General features: G+C 69.3%; 19 protein-coding genes. 9 read left to right on the forward strand and 10 right to left on the reverse strand.

The window, feature by feature from the left end; translation table 11 throughout:
* Window positions 1–55: 55 nt before the first annotated feature.
* Window positions 56–796 (forward strand): NUDIX hydrolase, encoded by a 741-nt coding sequence (locus tag WYM_RS00810; RefSeq protein WP_026059435.1) that lies wholly within the window; start codon window positions 56–58, stop codon window positions 794–796.
* 129 nt (window positions 797–925) lie between these two features.
* On the opposite strand, the gene WYM_RS00815 is transcribed toward WYM_RS00810, so the two are convergent.
* The 3 genes from WYM_RS00815 to WYM_RS00825 form a co-directional block, all read right to left on the reverse strand.
* Window positions 926–1,924 carry a lytic transglycosylase domain-containing protein gene (locus tag WYM_RS00815; RefSeq protein WP_019178920.1) on the reverse strand — a complete coding sequence of 333 codons (999 nt, stop codon included), beginning with the start codon at window positions 1,922–1,924 and terminating at the stop codon, window positions 926–928.
* A gap of 192 nt (window positions 1,925–2,116) precedes the next feature.
* Window positions 2,117–2,692: a DUF2510 domain-containing protein gene (locus WYM_RS22105; RefSeq protein ID WP_019178921.1), complete on the reverse strand. Its 576-nt coding sequence runs from the start codon at window positions 2,690–2,692 to the stop codon at window positions 2,117–2,119.
* 49 nt (window positions 2,693–2,741) lie between these two features.
* Window positions 2,742–4,376: an FAD-dependent oxidoreductase gene (locus WYM_RS00825; protein ID WP_019178922.1), complete on the reverse strand. Its 1,635-nt coding sequence runs from the start codon at window positions 4,374–4,376 to the stop codon at window positions 2,742–2,744.
* 195 nt (window positions 4,377–4,571) lie between these two features.
* Between WYM_RS00825 and WYM_RS00830 the strand changes: the two genes are divergently transcribed.
* The gene (locus WYM_RS00830) at window positions 4,572–5,774 is read left to right on the forward strand and encodes an NAD(P)/FAD-dependent oxidoreductase (RefSeq protein ID WP_019178923.1); all 1,203 of its coding nucleotides are present in this window, start codon (window positions 4,572–4,574) and stop codon (window positions 5,772–5,774) included.
* An 8-nt stretch (window positions 5,775–5,782) separates the two neighbouring features.
* Here the strand turns inward: WYM_RS00830 and WYM_RS00835 are convergent, their stop codons facing one another.
* Window positions 5,783–6,763 (reverse strand): LLM class F420-dependent oxidoreductase, encoded by a 981-nt coding sequence (locus WYM_RS00835; protein WP_019178924.1) that lies wholly within the window; start codon window positions 6,761–6,763, stop codon window positions 5,783–5,785.
* A gap of 296 nt (window positions 6,764–7,059) precedes the next feature.
* Between WYM_RS00835 and erm the strand changes: the two genes are divergently transcribed.
* From erm to WYM_RS00855, 4 genes are all read left to right on the forward strand, one after another.
* The gene (gene erm, locus WYM_RS00840) at window positions 7,060–7,872 is read left to right on the forward strand and encodes a 23S ribosomal RNA methyltransferase Erm (protein WP_019178925.1); all 813 of its coding nucleotides are present in this window, start codon (window positions 7,060–7,062) and stop codon (window positions 7,870–7,872) included.
* A gap of 9 nt (window positions 7,873–7,881) precedes the next feature.
* Window positions 7,882–8,850, forward strand: a complete 969-nt coding sequence (locus WYM_RS00845) for an alpha/beta hydrolase (RefSeq protein ID WP_019178926.1) — start codon at window positions 7,882–7,884, stop codon at window positions 8,848–8,850.
* A gap of 64 nt (window positions 8,851–8,914) precedes the next feature.
* Complete coding sequence (locus tag WYM_RS00850; RefSeq protein ID WP_019178927.1) at window positions 8,915–10,144, forward strand: MFS transporter; 1,230 nt, start codon at window positions 8,915–8,917, stop codon at window positions 10,142–10,144.
* Window positions 10,145–10,161: 17 nt separating this feature from the next.
* On the forward strand, window positions 10,162–11,250 hold the full coding sequence (locus WYM_RS00855; protein WP_019178928.1) for a DNA glycosylase AlkZ-like family protein: 1,089 nt from the start codon (window positions 10,162–10,164) through the stop codon (window positions 11,248–11,250).
* 12 nt (window positions 11,251–11,262) lie between these two features.
* Here the strand turns inward: WYM_RS00855 and WYM_RS00860 are convergent, their stop codons facing one another.
* From WYM_RS00860 to WYM_RS00875, 3 genes are all read right to left on the reverse strand, one after another.
* A complete protein-coding gene (locus tag WYM_RS00860; protein WP_019178929.1) occupies window positions 11,263–11,598 on the reverse strand; it encodes a cupin domain-containing protein in 336 nt (111 codons plus the stop codon).
* 144 nt (window positions 11,599–11,742) lie between these two features.
* Window positions 11,743–12,108, reverse strand: a complete 366-nt coding sequence (locus WYM_RS22515) for a GNAT family N-acetyltransferase (protein ID WP_019178931.1) — start codon at window positions 12,106–12,108, stop codon at window positions 11,743–11,745.
* Between the two features lie 110 nt (window positions 12,109–12,218).
* Window positions 12,219–13,292: an LLM class flavin-dependent oxidoreductase gene (locus WYM_RS00875; protein ID WP_019178932.1), complete on the reverse strand. Its 1,074-nt coding sequence runs from the start codon at window positions 13,290–13,292 to the stop codon at window positions 12,219–12,221.
* A 155-nt stretch (window positions 13,293–13,447) separates the two neighbouring features.
* Here WYM_RS00875 and WYM_RS00880 point away from each other — a divergent pair, with 155 nt between their 5' ends.
* Together WYM_RS00880 and WYM_RS20925 are read left to right on the forward strand one after the other, a co-directional pair.
* Window positions 13,448–13,939, forward strand: coding sequence for a bifunctional nuclease family protein (locus WYM_RS00880; RefSeq protein WP_019178933.1), 492 nt, complete (start codon window positions 13,448–13,450; stop codon window positions 13,937–13,939).
* A 111-nt stretch (window positions 13,940–14,050) separates the two neighbouring features.
* Window positions 14,051–15,607: a serine/threonine-protein kinase gene (locus tag WYM_RS20925; protein ID WP_019178934.1), complete on the forward strand. Its 1,557-nt coding sequence runs from the start codon at window positions 14,051–14,053 to the stop codon at window positions 15,605–15,607.
* A 119-nt stretch (window positions 15,608–15,726) separates the two neighbouring features.
* On the opposite strand, the gene WYM_RS00890 is transcribed toward WYM_RS20925, so the two are convergent.
* From WYM_RS00890 to WYM_RS00900, 3 genes are all read right to left on the reverse strand, one after another.
* Entirely contained in the window at window positions 15,727–16,821 is a 1,095-nt protein-coding gene (locus tag WYM_RS00890) for a BtrH N-terminal domain-containing protein (protein WP_157524750.1), read from the reverse strand.
* The gene (locus tag WYM_RS18905) at window positions 16,818–17,282 is read right to left on the reverse strand and encodes an SRPBCC family protein (RefSeq protein ID WP_192813694.1); all 465 of its coding nucleotides are present in this window, start codon (window positions 17,280–17,282) and stop codon (window positions 16,818–16,820) included. The genes WYM_RS00890 and WYM_RS18905 overlap by 4 nt, the downstream gene beginning before the upstream one ends.
* A 256-nt stretch (window positions 17,283–17,538) precedes the next feature.
* Complete coding sequence (locus WYM_RS00900) at window positions 17,539–20,082, reverse strand: LuxR C-terminal-related transcriptional regulator (protein WP_237739262.1); 2,544 nt, start codon at window positions 20,080–20,082, stop codon at window positions 17,539–17,541.
* A 199-nt stretch (window positions 20,083–20,281) separates the two neighbouring features.
* Here WYM_RS00900 and WYM_RS20930 point away from each other — a divergent pair, with 199 nt between their 5' ends.
* Complete coding sequence (locus tag WYM_RS20930; RefSeq protein ID WP_019178938.1) at window positions 20,282–20,494, forward strand: hypothetical protein; 213 nt, start codon at window positions 20,282–20,284, stop codon at window positions 20,492–20,494.
* Window positions 20,495–20,577 lie beyond the last annotated feature (83 nt).

Genomic DNA, 20,577 nt, shown 5'->3' on the forward strand with positions numbered 1-20,577 from the left:
CTCGGCCGCCGGTTGGCGCCGGCCTCGTGTCGGCGCGCGGTACTAGCCTGAAGGCGTGCCTGCTGATCCTCTTCCCGACGGCGCTCGAGCGGAGTTCCGCTCGCTCATAGAAGCAGTGGCCGCAGCGCCCCCCGGGACGCAGGGCTTCGACGCCTTCGCCGGACTGCCGACGCCCGCTGACGCCCGCCCGGCGGCCGTCCTCATCCTGTTCGGGGTGCTCGACGCGCTTCCGAGCGCGCACCGGGCCGACGCCCCGGCGGTCTCGCGCGACCTGGACGTTCTGCTCCTCTCGCGGGCCGCGACATTGCGCTCGCACGCCGGCCAGGTCGCCTTTCCGGGCGGGCGGATCGACCCCGGCGACGATGGACCGGTCGCCGCCGCACTCCGCGAGGCGACGGAGGAGACCGGCCTCGACCCCGCAGGCGTCGATGTGCTCGGCACGCTCGAGAACCTTCCGGTCGCTTTCTCGCAGCACCTGGTCACCCCGGTGCTGGCGTGGTGGCGGCATCCGTCACCGGTCGGAGTGGTCGACGAAGCCGAGTCGTCGGCTGTATTCCGAGCGCCTGTCGCCGACCTCCTGGATCCGGCCAACCGCGGGTCCACGGTCATCCGCCGCGATGGTCACGAGTGGCGCGGGCCCGGGTTCCTGGTGCGGCATGCGACGGGCGAGCATCTGGTGTGGGGGTTCACCGGCATGGTGCTCGACGGGCTCTTCGACCGACTGGGCTGGACCGAGCCGTGGGACCCCACCGTCGAACTCCCGCTCATCCTGCCGCAGTTCGACACCGGGCGTTGATGAGGGGTCTTCGGCGGCGCGACGTGCTGACCGAGGTGTCGGCCGAGCGCGCGACGAAGATGTAGCGCAGAGACGACACGAGCGGATGCCGCAGCGCGCAGCATCCGCTCGTTCGAGGTGATTACAGGGTCAGTACCAGCCGACCGACTGCGAGTGCGACCAGGCGCCGCACGGCGTGCCGTAGCGCCCCGAGATGTAGCCGAGGCCCCACGAGATCTGTGTGGCGGCGTTGGTCTGCCAGTCGGCGCCGGCGCTTGCCATCTTGCTTCCGGGCAGCGCCTGGGGGATGCCGTACGCGCCGCTCGAGCGGTTGTGGGCCTGCGAGTTCCAGCCGGACTCCTTCTGCCACAGCGGCACGAGGCACGCGAACTGGTCGTCGCCCCAGCCGTAGCCGGCGATCATGTCGCGGGCGATGGCCTGAGCATCGGCGGCGCTCGTGCCGGCTGCTGCGTAGACGGGCGACGGAGCGGAAGAGCCGGAGGAGCGGGACGATCCCGACGACTGCTGAGCTGCTTCGGCCTCGGCGGCTTCGGCGGCCGCCGCGGCAGCTGCCTCGGCCTCGAGGCGTGCCTTCTCGGCTGCGGCCTCCTGCTCGGCCTTGAGCGCGATCGCCGCATCGAGGCTGCCGCGCAGGCCTGCGACGCGCTCGTCGATCTGGGAGATGAGCTCCGTCACGTCGGCGGTGAAGGCGGGCACCAGCGGAGCGGGAAGCAGATCGGCGCCCTCAAGACGCTCCACCGCTTCTTGGAGCGGCGCGATGTCGACCGACGTCTCGGCCTGACCGATGTCGAGTCCCGATGCGGTGATGTCGGCGGTGACGGTGGCGGCGGCGGCGATCGTGGTGTCGGCCGCCGTGAGGGCTCGACGGGCCTCGCTCGAGACGGCGTCGGCACCGATCCCGGTGCCCGTCGCGTCCTGGCTGGTCGCGGTGGTGAAAGAGGCGAGCGCGAAGTTGGTGAAGGATCCGGCCGCTTCTGCCTGAGATGTCGGCGCGGTCGCCGTTACGCCCGCGGTGACCAGCACGGCGAAGGCGAGGCCTGTGGCGACGATCGCGGGGCGGCGGCGGCTGCGACGTTCTGCCTGGCGGCGTACGCGGCGAGCGGGGGCGGAGGGCGTGATCGAGCGCATGAAAAAACCGAGTTCCGTATGTGTCTGCACCGTCGGGGTACGGCGCCGTGCGACCGCTCCGGCGGGCACAAGTCAGCGAGTCTGCCCGTCGTTCCTGAACGGTTCCGGTGCGTTTCCTGGACGCCCGGTGGGAGCGCGTTGGCCCGAAATGGCTGATCAGAGGGACTCGCCGGACCACCAAAGAATCGTCGCTCAGCGGTATCGGTAGTGCTCTGCGCTCGTGTTCACCCAGCTGACGAAGCGACGGGCCGCGGCGTCCTGTCCCTCGGGTGCCGGCGTCACCCATACCTGCTCTGCTCCCGCGACGACGAGGTAAAGACCCGCTCGAAGGATCGCGCGATTGAGCGTCCGCGGCGTGATCTGCCCGCCGGGGCCGAACATCCGGCGGTCGACGGCGTGCCGCGTGAAGGCGGGCCTGCGCAGCAGTGCGTCGCCGGACTCGACGGATGCCGCCGCCCCTGCCACCGGCTGGCTCAGCATGCCGAAATGGACCCATCGCCCGTCGATCATGACGCCCGCGAACTCCTGCTCATCGCCGCTGTAGCGCACCGCCGTCGTCCACGCTCGGCCGTCCCACCACCGAAGCCGCCCACGCTGATCGTCGTACCAGCCCGCTGCCGCTGCACCCGCTGTCGGCGCGGTATCGGTGTGGAGAGCGACGTCGGGTTCGCGGAGGTCGATGTACTCCTCGGTCCAGCGCGCTCCGTCCCACCAGCGCTGTTTGCCGGTGCCGTCGTCGTACCACCCGGGGTCGGCGTGCGTCGCCATGGCGAGAGCCTACGCGCCCGCGCCCCGATGAGGGACGGTGGGCGAGAAGTCAGGCGATGCGCTCCCGTTCGAGTGAGAGGAACTGGTGGGTGAACGCGATGGCCATCCCGCCTTCGCCCACCCCGGCGACGACGCGCTTGACCGATCCAGACCTCACGTCGCCGATGGCGAACACGCCGGGCGCCGTCGTCTCGAGGCTGAACGGACGGCGTGACTCGTACCACCTGCCTGTGTCGGAGGCATCCGTTCCGGTCAGCACGAACCCGCGGTCGTCTCGGGCGACCTCGGCGGGAAGCCATGCCGTCTCAGCATCGGCGCCGATCATCACGAACAGCACGCTCGCGTCTCGCTGCTGCACCGTGCCCGCGCGCCGGTCGGCCACCTCGATGGAACGCAGGCTGTCTTCGCCGTGCAGCCCCACGACTTCGCTTCGCGTCTCTACCCGGATGCCGGCGTTCGCGGCGATCTGATCGATGAGGTAGCGCGACATGCTGGTCTCGAGCGAGGGGCCTCGGACGATCATCGTCACGGATCGCGCGTGCCGGCTGAAGAACAGCGCGGCTTGACCGGCCGAGTTGCCGGCTCCGATGATGCACACGTCGGCGCCCTGGGCGACCGCCGAGTCACTCCGGGCGGCGCCGTAGTAGACGCCGTTCCCGAGGAAGCCCTCGACTCCCGGAACGCCGAGCGTGCGCCAGACGACACCGGTGGCGACGATCACGACCGCGCCGTGGACCGTCTGACCGCCGTCGAGGGTTATCTCGTGGCTGACCGGATCGAGCGCCTCGACGGTGCGCGTCACGACGATCTCGGCTCCGAGTCGCTTGGCCTGCTTGAACGCGCGGCTGGCGAGGTCGTCGCCTGAGATCCCGAACGGGAAGCCGGTGTAGTTCTCGATCCGCGTCGACGTGCCGGCCTGGCCGCCGGGAGCGAACGTCTCGATGACGAGGGTCCGAAGGCCCTCCGCGGCAGCGTTGACGGCCGCCGTCAGGCCTGCGGGTCCGGCCCCGAGGATCACGACGTCGTAGACCGACGAGGAGGGGGCCACGTCGAGCCCGACCGCGTCGGCGACCGCGCGCATCGACGGGTTCTCGAGCTGACGGCCATCGGCGAGTTCGACGATCGGAAAACGGTCGTCGTCCGCCTGCGCCTCGACCAGAGCCCGCTCGAACGAGACCTGATTGCGGGTGAGGAATCCGACGATGCGATGCGCCCGGGGGCTGCGCCGCGGACAGAGGAGTCGCACGTCCGGCTCTCGCTGCTCGGACGCCATCGTCTGGAGCGAATCGAGGTACCGGCGTGCGAGTCTGGCAACGCGGTCGGGCACGGAGGGCGCGAAGGCGGCGAGCGAGTAGTACACCGTGGGGTCGAGCTTCAGCACTCGCGCCGACTCTGCGGCCGCCCGACCGCTCGCCGGGAACGGCGTGCTCAGCGTCATCGGGACTTCGCCGAAGAACTGGCCGGGATTGCGCGTCCCGATCACTCGTTCGTCTCCGCCGACGACCTTGGTGATCTCGGCACGCCCGTCGACGACGACGAAGAGGGCGCGGTCGTCGCCCTCGTGTGCGAAGTACTCTCCGGGGGCGAGCGGGATGTCTTCGACCGCCCCAGCAAGGTACATCAGACCTTCAGTCGGGACCGAAGCGAAGACGGGAAGCGCGCGCAGCTCATCCGCCGTGATCATGTGCTCTCCCCAGGTGGCGGTCCGTGCGAACGTGTGTCGCAGCGCACGACGCGCTCCGGCCGAACGTATCGGCATGGCGGAATGCGGGTCAACCGTCGGCGGCCGCTGGTGCGGCACCGCGTGCGCCGGTCTACTCGCCGAGGAACCTTCTGGCAACCCCTCGGCGCCGTCGCGATGGAGTCGTAGCGTGGTTCCATGCCCGAGACATCCAGGCACCACCAGGTCGTCGTCATCGGAGGCGGGAACGGCGGGATCTCCGTCGCTGCGCGCCTGCGGCGCGAGGGTGTGGCCGACCTAGCGCTCATCGACCCGAACGACGATCACTTCTACAAGCCGCTGTTCTCGCATGTCGCCGGCGGCACCGCCCGGGCGAGCATCACGGTGCGCCCGCAGCGGGACGTCATTCCGAAGGGCGTCCGGTGGATTCAGGATGCCGTGACCTCGATCGATCCCGATGCGAGAGCCCTCACTCTTCAGGGCGGCGACCGGGTCACCTACGACCACGTGATCGTCTGCCCTGGGATCCAGCAGGACTGGGACCGGGTGCCCGGACTCGTCGACGCCCTCGCGACGCCGTCGGTCGCCTCGAACTACCGGTTCGACCTGGCCGCGAAGGCGTCGCTGCTGCTGCGCGACGTGAAGGGCGGCACCGTCGTCTTCACGCAGCCGCCGGGCGACGCCTCGTGCGCGGGCGCCGCTCAGAAGCCGATGTACCAGGCCTGCGACTATTGGCGCGCGATCGGCGTGCTCGACCGGATCCGTGTGGTGATGGTCGTGCCCACCAGCACGGTCTTCGGCATCCCGGCGATCGATCAGGAGCTCGAGCGGAAGATCGCGGAGTACGGCATCGAGCTGCATACCCGGAGCGAGCTGCTCGACGTCGATGCGGCAGCCGGCGTCGTCGTCATCGGCGGACCGGGCGGCGCCGAGCGCATCTCGTACGACGTGCTGCACGTCGAGCCGCCGCAGTCGGCACCGGACTGGCTCGCGGAGTCCACGCTGGCGGATGCTGCGGACGAAGGCGGTTTCGTCGAGGTCGACACCGCCACCCTTCGACACCCCCGCTACCCGAACGTGTGGGCGCTGGGCGATGCCGCGGCGACCTCGAACTCGAAGTGCGGCGGCGCGTTGCGCAAGCAGACCTATGTGCTCGCCAAGAATCTCGTCGCCGTGCTTGGCGGCAAGGCGCCGACGTCGCGATACGACGGGTACGGGGTGTGCCCGATGACGGTGTCGCGCTCGACCGTGGTGTGGGCCGAGTTCGACGCCGAAGGGGAACTGGATCCGACCATCCCGTTCTGGAAGACGATGTACCGCGAGAGCCGCTTGTCGTGGATCTTCGACCGCCGGGTTCTCCCGTGGGTGTACTGGAACCTCATCCTCACCGGCCGGGTGTGAGCGGCTGATCAGGCGAGCGAGCGCATCTTCTCCAGCAGCGGCTCCGCGACCTCGGCGAGGAAGCGCTCCTGCTGCTCATCACCGATCTGCACGACCGCGATGTCGGTGAAGCCGGCCTCGAGGTAGGGGCGCACGCTCTCGGCGAGCTCGTCGATGTCGGGCCCGCAGGCGATCGACGACGCGACATCCTCGGGGCGCACGAACTGGCTGGCGGCAGCGAAGCTCGCGGGCGTGGGCAGCTCTGCGTTGACCGGCCACCCGCTGCCGAACCACCGGAACTGGTCGTGCGCGCGCTGAATCGCGGCATCCCGATCCGGATCCCACGACACGGGCACCTGACCGATCTTGCGCGAGGATCCGCCGCCTGAGGAGGCCTTCGCGTCGTCCCACTGCTGGACGAGGTCGGACATCGGCTCGACGGCGATCATGTGATCGCCCAGCGGCGCGAAGGATTCGATGGACTCGCTGCCCGACACCGCGACGCCGATCTCGACCGGCGCATCGGGCACGTCCCAGATCCGCGCGGAGTCGACGCGGAAGTACTCCCCGTCGTACGTGAGCAGATCGCCGGAGTGCAGCTCTCGGATGATCTCGATGGCCTCGACGAGCATCGACTGGCGGCTGTCGACGCTCGGCCAGCCCTGGCCGACGACGTGCTCGTTCAGGCTCTCACCCGAGCCGAGCCCGAGGATGAAGCGGCCTTCGCTGAGAAGCTGCACCGTCGCCGCCTTCTGGGCGACCACCGCGGGGTGGTACCGCATCGTCGGACACGTCACATACGTCATGAGCTCGACCCGCGACGTCGCCTGCGCCACCGCGCCCAGGACGGTCCACGCGTACGGGGAGTGCCCCTGGCTGACCAGCCAGGGGGAGTAGTGGTCGCTCGAGACTTCGAAGTCGAAGCCGGCGTCTTCTGCGGCCTGCGCGTACCGGACGAGCTCGCGGGGTCCGCTCTGCTCGCCCATCAGGGTGTAGCCGAATCTCGTCATGGCCGCGACGATACGCGCGGGCTTCGGGCCCCGCCGGGGGATTGCGGGGGCTTGGACTGGCGTGATAAATCCGCGGCGGGCTAGGCTCGACGTATGGGAACGATCTGCAGCGCGCCGATGACGGTGTGCGCTTTCTACATCCGCGACCGCCGCGCCTGACGGCGCGCTCGCTGGTTTCCGCGTAAGCGCACCGTCGTCCGGGAGTCCTTGCACCCCGCCGCGCGTCCCCTCAGCCGTGAGACGGCTCTTCTCCGACGTCTGTGGCGGGGTGCTCCACACCTTTCTCCGGAGCGCTCATGCGAAACCGATCTGCCCACCGATCCTTCCATTCCGAACGTCGCTCGACGCACGGCGGCCGTCACGAACTCGGCCAGAACTTCCTCATCCACCGCCCCACGATTCGCGGCATCGTCGATCTTGTCGCTGCGACAACCGGCCCGATCCTCGAGATCGGCGCCGGCGACGGCGCCCTGACGGCGCCGCTGGCGACACTCGGACGCGACCTCACGGCGATCGACATCGACGAGCATCGCGTACGTGCCCTCCGGCAGCGACTGCCGCGCGTACGCGTCGAGCACGCCGACGCCCTGCGACACCCCCTCGACAGACCGGTGCTGGTCGGCAACGTCCCGTACCACCTGACCACGCCGATCCTTCGACGCCTGCTCACAGGCTCGGGCTGGCGCGACGCCGTCCTGCTGACGCAGTGGGAGGTCGCGCGCAAGCGCGCCGGCGTCGGGGGCGGCACGATGATGACGGCGCAGTCGGCGCCGTGGTTCGAGTTCGCGCTGCACGGCCGGGTGCCGGCGCGGCACTTCCGTCCGATGCCCAGCGTGGATGGCGGCATCCTGAGCGTGACGCGTCGGGCATCACCGCTCATCGACCCGCGCGACCGCGGGCGGTACGACCGGTTCGTGCGTGACACGTTCACCGGTGCGGGCGGCGATCTGGCTGCGATCCTCCAGCGCAGCGGAGCGCTGACCCGTCGCTCGGCCCGGCGGGTACTGCGTGACCTCGGCGTCGCTGACGCCGGCCTCCCGCGCGATCTGCGCCCGCTGCAGTGGGCGGCGCTCTGGCGCGAGGTATCCGGCGGCGACGGCTCCGGATAGCATCGTCCGGTGTCGACAAGGACGAAACCCGAGCCGTTCCACCCCGACCTCGCGGCCGCGCGGTGGATCCCGCTGGTGAGCGCCGGCCCGCGCACGCTGTGGATGTTCCGGCTGAGTCCGCCCCCCACCCGTCCTGACCCGAGCGTGCGAATCGAGACGGTGCCGTTCGCCGGGCCGGCGGGGGACATGGGGTACCGGCTCTTCCGACCCGGCGGATCGGGTGAGGGCTCCGAGCGGACGCCCGCGCTCCTGTGGATCCACGGCGGCGGCCTGATCCTGGGCACGCCGCAGCAGGACGACTCCTCCAACCTCGCTCTCGCGCGGGATCTGGGCATCGCGGTCTTCTCGGCGTCGTACCGCTTGGCGCCCGACCACCCGGCGCCGGCGGCCCTCGACGACCTCGTCGCCGGGTTCCGCGCGCTCGTTGCACGTGCGGACGAGTTCGGCATCGATCCCGCACGCATCGCGATCGGCGGAGCCAGTGCCGGAGGGGGTCTCGCGGCAGCTCTCGCCCAGCGCCTGCATGACGAGGGCGGGCCGCAGCCGGTCTTCCAGCTGCTGGTCTACCCGATGCTCGACGATCGCACCGTGCTGCGCGACGACATCGACCGGCGTCACCTGCGGATGTGGTCTCCCGAGAGCAATCGGTTCGCGTGGTCGGCGTATCTCGGAACGGATGCCGGGGGCCCGGGTGTCGAGGCGGCTCTGGTTCCGGCGCGGCGCGCCGACCTCAGTGGCCTGCCTCCCGCGTGGATCGGGGTCGGCACCCTCGACCTGTTCCATGACGAGGACGTCGAGTACGCCCGGCGCCTGCGAGAGGCGGGTGTGCCGTGCGAGCTCTCGGTGGTGCCCGGAGCGTTCCACGGGTTCGACGCGGTGTTCCGCAGGGCAGGGGTCACGCGGGCCTTCCACGCCGAGTGGGCGCGCGTGCTGCGCGGGGCCTTCGCCCTCGAGAAGGACAGCACCACCGGAGCCTGACCGGATGGGCGGCGGCGGTCCGCGCTTCCGTAGGGTGGAGGCGACGCACGGAGGAGTGGACCGGATGACAGCCGCAGCGCCGCGGGATGGGGCATCCTTTCCCCGATTCTGGGCCGCAGCCACCATCAGCTCGTTCGGCACGGCGATCACGGCGGTCGCGATGCCGGTGCTCGTCGTGCAGGTGCTCGGAGCGACACCGGTCGAGGTCGGGGTCGTCAACGCCGCCCAGTTCGTGCCCTACGCTCTGCTGGGCCTTCTCGCGGGCGTGTACGTCGATCGCTGGCCGCGCACCCGCGTGCTGGTCTGGGCGAGCGTGGGCCGGGGCGTCTCGCTCGGACTGATTCCGGTGCTGTGGCTGCTGGATGCCCTGCAGATCTGGTCCTTGGTCGCGCTGCTGCTGGCTTTCGGCTCGTGCGCGGTGTTCGGGTTCGCGGCATCCCAATCGCTGCTTCCGCAGCTGGTGCCGCGCTCTCGTCTGCTGCATGCGAATGCGCGATTGGACCAGACCGATGCCGCGGCCCAGACGGCCGGGCCCGTGCTCGGCGGCGGTCTCGTGGGCCTGCTCGGCGCGCCGCTCGCACTCGCGCTCGACGCCGTCAGCTACCTCGTGGAGGCACTTCTCGTCGTGCGTCTGCGCCCCCGTGCGGTCTCGGCGCCCGAGGCGCCCGGTGGTCGCAGCCTGCGGCGGGAGATCGGCGAAGGTGTGCGCTGGACCTACCGTCATGCCTCGCTGGCTCCGCTGGCGGTGTCGACGCACGTGTGGTTCCTCGCCAACGCGGCAGGACTCACGGTGCTGGCGCTCTTCGCCCTGCGGCAGCTCGAGCTCTCTCCGGCCCTGTACGGCGTTCTCTTCGCTGTGGCGGGGGTCGCGTCGCTGATCGGTGCCGCGGCGGCCCCGTGGGCGGGGCGGCGGCTGGGCTCGGGTCGCGTGATCGTCGTGGCCCGCATCGTCTATCCCGTGGCCTGGGCGGCGATCGCGCTCGTCGCACTCACGAACGCGACAGAGTCCGTTGCCCTCGTGGCGCTCTTCGCCGCCATGGCGCTGCAGGGCTTCGTCGGCGGGCTCGAGAACGCGAACGAGATGGCGTACCGGCAGACGGTGACACCCGACGCCCTGCTCGGCCGCACCAGTGCCACCATGCGGTCGGCCAATCGCACGATGGCGGCGCTCGGCGCGCTCGCCGCGGGTTTCACGGTCGCGGCTGTGGGGGTCGCGCCGAGCCTGGTGGGGATCGTCGTCGTGTTCGCCGTCGCCGGAGCGATCGCCCTGTTGTCGCCGCTGCGCCGGGTCTGAGCAGTACTCTCGTCGGGATGACCCCGCACCGACTCACCCGCGACGACGCGCGCCGGATCATCGTGCGGGCACAGCTGCTGGACGCCGACCGCCCGGGCGACGTGGTCGAGGTCGCTGAGCAGCTCGGCGAGATCAAGATCGACCCCACCGCCACGATCGCGCCATGCGAGCACACCGTGCTGTGGTCGCGGATCGGATGGTCGTATGAACCCGGACAGCTCACCAAGGCCGTCGAGCTCGACCGTCTGCTGTTCGAGTTCGGAGGCACCTTCAAGCCGATCGGCCTGCTGCCGCTCCTTCTCCCTGCCATGCGGACGTGGCCGCAGCGAGCGAGCAGCCGCGAGTGGCTCGAGGCGAACGCGATGTTCCGTGCCGACGTGCTCGCGCGGCTGCGAGCGGAGGGTCCGCTCACGGCGAAGGCCATCCCCGACACGGCGCAGGTGACCCGCGCGCCGGACGGCTGGTCCGGCACGAATCAGGTGCCGCTCATGCTCGAGTTCCTCATGCGGCAGGGCGAGGTCGCCGTCGCCGGACGCGAAGGCCGCAACCGCATCTGGGATCTCGCCGAGCGCGTGTACCCGACCGGCCTCCCCGAGTACGACGAGGAGGAGGCCGCCCGCCTACTCGCAGAGCGGCGGCTGCAGGCCGCCGGCATCGCCAAGCAGAAATCGCCGTGGAGTCAGGTCGGCGAAGCGGGAGAGCTCGCGACGATCGAGGGCAGCAAGTGGAAGTTCCGCGTCGATCCCGAGGCGCTGGCGGCGCTCGACGGCGGAGACGACGGCGGGGGACGGGTGGCCCTGCTCAACCCGTACGACGGCATGCTCTTCGATCGTCCGCGGCTGTCCGAGATCTTCGAGTTCGACTACGTGCTCGAGCAGTTCAAGCCCAAGCCACAGCGCAGATACGGGTACTTCGCCCACCCGATCCTCATGGGCGATCGGTTCGTGGGGATGCTGGACGCCGAGGTCGACCGTGCGAGCGAGGTGCTGCGGGTGAACGCGATCCACGAGTTCCTGCCGTTCGAGCCGGAGGAGACCGAGATGGTGCGGGCAGAGATCAGCGACCTCGCCGAATGGCTGGGCGTCGCGGTCACCGGCCTGCCGTGAACCGGCGCGGGCTCAGCGCATGTCGTTCGAGACGGTGAGGAGCACCACGGAATCCTCGATCGCGAACAGGCTGTGACGCTGGGGCGGGATGGTCAGGTGGTCTCCCGATTTCCCTTCCCAGGCATCCGCCCCCGCGACCAGCCGCACGCGACCGCGGAGAACCTGCAGCGTCGCCTCGTGCGGAGCCTCATGCTCGGCGAGTTCGTGCTCGGCGCGAAGCGCGATCACCGTCTCGCGCAGCGCATGCTCGTGCCCACCGCGGATGGTGCGGGCGGCGCGTCCGCTCGAGGCCGCCCGTGCCTTGGCCCCGAGCTCTTCCATGAGATCGGCAAGATCGGTGCTGTTCATCCGTCCTCCGTCGGTCGGTGGCCGGAGTCTACCCCGCTGTCGCTGCCTCCGCCGTGCTCTTCCAGCGGAGCGAGGCTGCGACGAGTTTCGCGAACGATTCGATGACCCGCAGGTTGAACTCCACGCCGAGGTGGTTCGGGAGGATCAGGCGAGCTCAAGACAGAGCAGTTCCTCGCGGTCGTCCCATGGCATGGCCGAAACGAATCCGAGCTTCTGATACAGCTGGATCGCCGGTTCTCGCCATGCCCACACGGAAAGCCGAACGGGGCGGTCGATGCCCCGGAGCGCCTCGTCGATCAAGGCTGACCCGACACCGCGACCTCGTGCCGCGGGTGTCGTCCACAGCCGCTTGATCTCCGCCGAAGCTCCTGAAGCCGAGGTTCCGACCACGACGAGCCCGCAGTCCTCTCCGTCTACACTCGCGACGATCACGCGCTTCCCGTTCAACGACGTGGCGGGATCGGCCACCTCTTGCCGATACCGTTCGGGCAGCGGATCTGCGGGTGACACGAGACCGCGCTCTGCTTTCTCGGTCTCGGTCTGCCGGAGGTAGTCGTCAAGGAGCGACGAGACAGAAGCGCTGTCTTCCGGGAAGGACGCCTGTCGAAGCGCGACCGTGCTCAGAGGGCGCTCCCCGTCTCGTCGAGAGAGTGTGCGTCGACAGGGCCCTCCGTGCTCGGCTTCCAGCCGAGCGAGGGTGCGACGAGTTTCGCGAACGACTCGATGACCCGCAGGTTGAACTCCACCCCGAGCTGGCTCGGGATGGTGAGCATGAGTGTGTCTGCGCTCGCGATGGCCGCGTCCTCCTTCAGCTGCTCGACCAGCACGTCCGGCTCCGCGGCGTAGGTCTTGCCGAAGGTGGACCGCATGCCGTCGATCACGCCGATCTGGTCGCCGTCCTGGCGGCCGCCGAAGTACATCTGGTCCTCGGCGGTGGTGATGGGGAAGATCGAGCGACTGACCGAGACCCGCGGCTCGCCGACGTGTCCGGCCTCGCGCCACGCAGCGCGGAATGCGTCGATCTGCTGCGCCTGCAGCAGGTCGAACGGCGTGCCGTCCGCCTCGGTGAGAAGGGTCGACGACATGAGGTTCACGCCGCGACGACCCGCCCACTCAGCCGAGTCGCGGTTGCCGGCTCCCCACCAGACCCGTGAGCGCAGACCGGGGGAGTGCGGCTCGATGCGCTGCAGCCCGGTGCCGCCGCCGAACGGCGACGAAGAGTCCCGCTCGGCCAGGCCTTCTCCTTCGACCGCCCGCAGGAACAGCTCGAAGTGATCGCGCGCGAGGTCGGCTCCCCGCGGGTCGGCCGAGCCGGTGTAGCCGAAGGCCTCATAGCCGCGCACGACGGTCTCGGGTGAGCCGCGGCTGACGCCGAGCGCGAGCCTTCCGCCCGAGAGGAGATCGACGGATGCCGCTTCCTCCGCCAGGTACAGCGGATTCTCGTACCGCATGTCGATGACGCCCGTTCCGACCTCGATACGCTGCGTCCGCGCCGCGATCGCCGCGAGCAGCGGCATGGGCGAGGACTGCTGGCGAGCGAAATGGTGGACGCGGAAGTACGCGCCGTTCACCCCGAGCTCGTCCATGCCCTGCGCCAGGTCGATCGCCTGCAGCATCGAGTCGGCGGCGGTCAGCTGACGGCCACCGCCGAGGGGGCCGTAGTGGCCGAATGAGAGGGTTCCGAAGCGCTCCATGACTGTCTTCAACGGTACGCGCGCGGCATCCATTCCGGTGAATGCGACTCTCGGACGGCGAATCTCTCGCGTTCGTCGGATCGTGACGCACCCCCTGTCCGCTGTGCTCGTGCGATGCCTACGATGGCAATGCAGGTCGGTCGAGAGGAGGCGCGATGGTTCAGGTGAGGATCGCCGGGGTCGCGCTGGACGCGACCGGTCAGCATGTGCTGCTGCTCAAGCCGGTCAATCAGCTTCCCGGCGACGGCCTCGTGCTGCCGATCTGGGTCGGGCAGCTCGAAGCGACCTCGATCCTGGTCGCGGTCGAGAAGGCGCCCGTTCCGCGGCCGCTGGCTCACGACCTGATGCGGTCGCTGTTGGAGACGCTCGGCGCCGAGGTCACCCGCGTGGAAGTCACGCGCATCGACGACGGCACGTTCTACGCCGACATCACGCTCACCACTGCCATGGGCGAGCAGATCGTGGATGCGCGACCGTCGGATGCCGTCGCCCTCGCCTCGCGCGTCGGTGCGAGCATCTGGGTGGCCGAGCCCGTGATGGCCGAGGCCGGCGTGCCGGACGTGCTGACCGAGACCGACGCGGCGGAGAAGCTCGACGAGTTCAAGCGCTTCCTCGACGATGTCGAGCCCGAGGATTTCGAGGGCTGACTCGCACGCCGACGCTCGATTGTCAAGCGCCACCCGTCGACGACATCATCGCGTTAACTTCCGAGAGGGAGGCCGCGCGGATCATTCTTCGCGGCGAGGGAGGGACGCGACATGTCGCAGCGGGAAGAGATCCCGACGATGGCGCTGCTCGACGGTCGGTACCAGCTTCTGGACTGCATCGGCGAGGGCGGCATGGCGCGGGTATACCGCGCCGACGATCTGCTGCTCGGCAGGACCGTTGCGATCAAGATGATGCGGACGGATGCCGACCTGCTGGCGTCGCCCGCGCGAGCGCGAACCGAGATGACGGTTCTGGCGTCCCTGAACCATCCGTCGCTGGTGAAGCTTCTCGACGCCCGCCTCTCGCCCGGGGGCCCGGGATATCTCGTCATGGAGTACGTCGACGGACAGACGCTGTCGGACCGGCTCGATCGGGGCTGCCTGTCGCCCGCAGAAGCCGCGCATCTGGCGTCGGAACTCGCCGCAGCGCTGCACGCCGTCCACGCGGCCGGGGTCGTCCACCGCGACGTCAAGCCCTCCAACATCCTGCTCGCGCGAGCCGCTCTTCCCTCTCGCCCGTTCCACGCGAAGCTCACCGACTTCGGCGTCGCCTATCTGGCGGACAGCACACATCTGACGACCCCCGGCACGGTCGTCGGCACGGCCGCGTTCCTGGCGCCCGAGCAGGTGCGCGGCGAAGCCGCGACCCCGGCCTCGGACATCTACGCGCTGGGGCTCGTCCTGCTCGAAGCGCTCACCGGCGAACGGGCGTTCCCGCAGGCCTCCGGTATCGGTGCGGTGATGGCCCGGCTCGTGGAATCGCCGGCCATCCCCGAGGGGCTCATGCCGCAGTGGGTCGATCTCCTCACGAGGATGACGGCGCTCGACCCGGGGGTGCGTCCTTCCGCCTTCGAGGTGGCCGCGCGCACGCAGACTCTGCCCGCCGACACGCTTCTGAGTCTCTCGACCGCCCCGCTCGGCGTCTCCGCCCCGGTACCGCCACCGCTTCCTGCGCCGACGCCCGCGGCGGCCGCGGTCGGCGCCGCCGGTGAAGGCGAGACGGAGGCCTGGCCGGTGACTCGGCGTGCTCTGCGCCCGGTCGGGCATCGCGCGCGCTCGAAGCGAAAGCCTGGATGGATCGCGGCGGGCGCGCTGGTCGGCTCGGCAGCTGCCGTGGCGGTGGCGCTTCAGTTCGGCGTCTGGTCGGGGGGAGCCTCCGTGCAGCCCCCGGCCGTTGTCGCGACCGTCCCGGAGGTGACCGAGCAGTCCGCCGTTCCCGTCGCTGTCGTCGCCGAGGTGCCGGCCGACGATGGCACGACCCCCGTGACGCCGGTGATCTCGACGCAGACCGACGATCCCGCGCAGCCGATCGACAGAGTGGAGAACGGCTCCGCAGTCGCTGAAGAGGCCGCTGAACGAGCTGAGGAAGCCGCGAAGCAGGCCGAGAAGGCGGAGCGGCAGGCGGCTCAGGCCGAGAAGGCAGAGCAGCAGGCGGCGCAGGCCGAGCAGAAGGCGGCCGAAGAAGGCCGCACGCGTGCCGAGGAGGCGCGCAAGCACGCCGAGCAGATGCAGCAGAAGAACGCTCGCAATGAGCGGGCGCAGGAGAAGAACGCGCCCGTCGGTGAGACTGCCGCCGAGACGGTGGGAGCCGGCAGCGCCGACGGATAGGCGCTCCTCCGCCCGCCGTACTAATCGATGGCCGTTCCGAGGTCGCTCACCGGGGTACCGGCGAAAGCTGGACCCATACCGCAGAGCCTAGAGCTGATGTTGTCTCGGAGGACGAGCCATCAACCGGAACGACTCGCCGTCGGAGAGATCGTCCTGCCTCCTTCTTCTCCGTCCAATCGGGCGCTGAGTAGTCGGATGCCTTCGGTTTCCAGCTCGGCGATGCGAGTGATCTCACGTGCGAGCTCTGGGAAGGTGATCGTGCCCGACGCGGCGCGGTGGGAGATGTTCGCCCAGTGATGTGCGGACTGCTCGAAGGTGTGAGCCGCACGTGCTGCACCGCCCGACCGGAGGACGCGGGCGAACAGCGGGCGGCCTGCGGTGCGGGCGGTGTGCTCGCGTTCGATGCCGTCGACGAGGCGGTGGCGCCAGATGTCGGTGTCTTTGAAGAGGGTGGGCCACCCGTCACGGCCCGCTGCATCAGACAGTCGTGCCCACTTTCGCAGACCGGAGAGGCCGAAGTTGACGTCGAACGCATTGCCGAGCACCGGCCCGGTCATCCCTGCGACGCAGGCTCGAAGGCCGGCGCCCAAGGCAGCATCGGCGTCTGACGCGGCGCGAGCGCCGGCTTCGAGTGAGATGACCGGATGGGTGCGCCTCGTTCCCATATACGCGGCCAGCAGGTCGTTCGCCGACATGTGATGGGATGCTCCGGACCCGTCGAGGACGCGGCATCCACTGGCCCCTGGAAGAGCGAGTACGACGTGTTCCTCGCGCGGGTCCTGCGACTCGCGAAGCCAGGGCAGATGACCGCGACCCAGAGGAAGGATCATGGGGCGGCCCTCGCCGATGAGCGCCGCAACGGCCGGTCTCGTTCGAACCGAGACGTGCGGGACGCGCAGTCGCTCGAGGATCGCCGGCGCCCACGGCTCAGGATGGTGCTGGCACACGATGGTCAGCAGCGGATGTCCGACTTCCTTGTACGAGAAGACGGCATACATGAACCCGATGCCGCCGCCGATTCCGAACGCCAGTTCTGGGGCCAGCGCGATGCCTTCGGTGCGGAGCAGCGCGACGACCAGCGCGGATGCGGGATGGGTGTCGACCGCGCGTGCCGGGTTGCCCGCCTCCAACAGCGCGGCCGCTTGCGCGTAGGTCTGGCCGGTCTCAGCCATCCGGGCGCGAACTCGAGCCTTGAACGCCCTTCGCTCGGTCATCGCGATCTCTCCTCGACCACTGCGGCGATGTCGCGCAGGTCTGCGCGCATCGCGTCGCGCGTCGCGCCGGCGCCCATCCCCCCGAAGAGCCGCAATGCGAGCCGGGCGAGAGCTCCGTGCGGAATGCCTGCGAACGTGCAGGTCAGCCGGCTGCGGGACGGGTCGATCGGCTCAACGGTCCAGGTGGACACATATCGGATGCCGTGACCGCCGCCATCGGTCACATAGGTGCGGCCGCTATCGACAGCGGTGATCTCAAGGCGTTCCGAGCCGGTCCGCCCTGCGATGACGCGCGTCTGAGTCCACGCCAGACCCACCCGCAGGGTCGGGTCGTCGCCTTCGATGACCAGAGCAGTCATCCCCGAAAGCACGTCGGACAGCCGCGTGACGTCACTGATAAGACGCCAGACGGTGTCTGCGGGCGCTGCCAGCTCGAGGGATTCGATGTATTCGACGTTCATCATTCACTGTTTCCGGCCGGTCGACGATGCACCCACGCTTCCTCGCCGACGACCTCGTGAACGGAACGGTCGCACTCACCCCGCGATGACCTCGTCACCTTTGCCCTGGGTGCCACCGGGCGTGGGCCGGCAGACAGGCATGCGGGCGGAACCGCAGAACCAGGATAGCGCTGTCACGGCAGCATCGATGCGCTGAAGCGACCATCGCTGTAGTCGGAGGAGAGCACGAAAGCCATGTCCAACCGAGATCGAGGGGTCAGAGCGACACCGGCTCCGCATCGCGTCGTTGAAGCAGATGCAGTTCGATCGCGCGTTCGACGGCGGCATTTCGACCCGGCACGCTCAGCTTGCGATAGATGTGGCCGAGGTGGGTCTTCACGGTGTTCGTCGAGACGTAGCAGCGCTCGGCGATGTCTCCGATGGTGAGGCGGCTGGGAAGATAGGCCAGCAGTTCCAATTCCCGTGCCGTGAGCTCCTGGAGAAGCGCGGTCTGTGATCTCGTGGTCGCGCCTCGTGCGACGTGCACGACGCGCCGCGCGAATTCCGAGTGGGCGCCGAACATGTCGTCCACGAGACCGACGACGTGCTCGCCGGCGCGTACGAAGGGATGGACGAGTCCTTCGGCCTGAGCGATCGTCAACGCCGACCCGAGCCGCTCTCGAGCGCTCTGCCTTCTTCCGTCGAGCGCCCACATCCATGCGACGACGATGTCGCGCTCGACGACCGCCACGGGAGAGGGGGGACTCTCGTCGATTCGCAGCCGGGCGAGACGAGCGCGCGCGGTATCCGTTCGGTGGCCGGTGAGCAGACCGGCCAGCTCTTCGAAGGCGAGGGGGGACCACCGGCTCTCCGTGCCGGGCGGAGGCAGCGGTGCGCCGGCGAATCGGGCGCGCCGCATCTCGAGCGCCATCATCGCGCGTCGCACCAGCGGAGGAGGGGGGCCAGGGGGTTCCGCGGAGATCACCGGCTGGGTGTTGTCCGAGTCGATGAGGATCGCGACGAGGTGTGCGATCCACATCAGCGGGGTGCGTTCATCGGCGGCCGCTCGGACGACGGCCTGCTCCAGCGACAGTGCGGCTGCGGCGAGGTCTCCGCTGAGCACCCCTGCCAGCGCACGTGCGGCGAACGCGTCGCTGAGCGACGGGTCGTCCAGGAGCCGGAACTCCTTCGCCAGCGCCAGCGACTTCTCTACCTGTTCGGTCGCCTCGACGAGGCGTCCGCTGAAGGAGTTGACGAGGGCGAGACAGCCGAGGGCGTCCAGGAAGTGACGCGTATGGGCGAATTCCGAGTGTCGGATCGCGATCTCGAGGGGGGAGCGGGCGCTGACGAGATCGCCGAGGTAGAGCAGGCCTCGACCGAGAGAGAGCTCGCACATCAGGGTGAGCATCGGCCGACTCGTCATGCCCAGCAGGCTCGGCCGTCGCGCGTCCGGTTCTTGGTCGAGCAGTCGAAGTCCGCGCCGCGCCGCGTCGACCGACGTCTCGGGGTGTGGGAGGAATTGAACGCCGGCGGCGAGATGGGAGAGTGCGATCTGGCGCTCTCCGCAGCTGAGACGGTCGTTCATCAGCAGGTCTCGGAGCGATTCGACAGCATCTGTCTTTCGGCCTGTCATCTCCTCCGTGACGGCGAGGAGAAGCTCCGCCCGTGGGCTCGTGGCTCTCAGGTCCGCTGGTACCCGTTCGAGCCAGCCCCTGACGACCGCGGCCTGAGCCGCGTCCAGAGCACGCTCGCCTTCGGCCAGCGCGCGAGCGAGTACGACGTCCCACCGGCCGGCTCTGCAAAGACACTCCAGACCCTCCTCGACTTCGCCCCTCTGGAGGAGCCAGGCAGCGGCCGATGCCAGAAGCTCCGTCTCCTCGTGCGGATCGAGGGCGTGCAATCTCCGACGGAGAAGGTCGCGGAAGAGCGGGTGCAAGCGGTGCCATCCGGGGCGCCCGGCCACGCTGACGACGAAAAGGGAATCCCGTTCCAGGCCTGCGATGAACTGCTCGCCCTCCATTCCCGTCAGCTCGCGGACGAGGTCAGGAGAGAACTTGTCCAGTACTGCGATCCTCATGAGCGCATCCCGGCGATCCGCATCGAGTGCTTCGAGTACCTCCTCGCTCATGTACTCGACGACGAGCTGATCGGAATAGAGAAGCGCATCGACAACTCGAGCCGGGTCCTCCGAGAAGCGGAAGCCCAGCGCAGTGAGCTGCACGCCCACAGCCCAGCCCTCTGTCCGCTCGGTCACCGTCGTCAGCGTCTCGGGCGACACCGGACGGCCCGTGATCCGGTGCAGCACTGCTCCGGTGGTCTCGTCATCGAACGCGAGTTCGCGCTGACGGATCTCGACGAGCCCGTGCCCGAGGCGGTGTCTGCTCCAGCCCAGTTGCAGGTCGACCCGGGACGCGAAGACCGCGTGCACGTTCGGAGGCAGAAGATCCACCAGGCGCCAGAGATCGGTGACGACCGGCGACCCCGAGATCCGCTCGAGGTCGTCGAAGATCAGGACGACTTTTCCGACGCCGGCGAGGCTCTGTGCGAAATTCTCGAGAAACGTCTCACTCAGACGCGCCCCGCCGGTGAGGAGATACGCCCTCCGGCGGGACACGTCGGGGGCGAATGCCGAGACCGCTTCGACCATCCGGGAGGCGACGACAGCCGGTGCCGCGTCGTCAGCGGTGATGTCGATCCACGCCGAGTGCAGTTCGGGGCGCGATCTGATCCATTGCGAGAGCAGGACCGTCTTGCCGGCTCCAGCGGGCGCCACGACCAGCGACAGTGGTGCATCCAGACCACTGTCGAGACGAGACCGCAACGCAGGTCTGTCGACGGCGTGCGGCGGCAGTTGGCGAGAGTTGTGCATGAGCGTGACCGATCCGAATTGTGCTGGAACGCTCGAGCGAATCATCCCACATGGGTGACGCCCTTGCGAGGGGTGGGCGTGGACAATCGGTTGGGTCGGTCGGCGTCGGTTGTCGGCGTTCGTGTTTCGAGGTTGAGGGAGATCTGCCGTTATGAGCGCCCGCACGATCGAGATCGTCGTCCGTGGCGCTCTTGGCCCTGATGTCAGGGCTGCGTTGGACGAGTTCGTTGTCGAAGCGGACGGCAATGCCAGTCGTATCTGGGGGCGGATCCCTGATCAGGCGAAGCTGTTCGGGTTGCTGGAGATGTTCGACGCGATGCATGTGGAGGTGCTGTCGGTGAACACGTTGGAGGAGCGGGGATGATTCACCCGGATCGGGTGACGCTGTGGTTTGGGGCGCAGGCCTACGTTTTTCTCGGCGGAGGGTCTCCGCTCTGACAGAACGGC

This window comes from Microbacterium yannicii PS01, from assembly GCF_000304335.1.
Classification (GTDB): Bacteria; Actinomycetota; Actinomycetes; order Actinomycetales; family Microbacteriaceae; genus Microbacterium; species Microbacterium yannicii_A.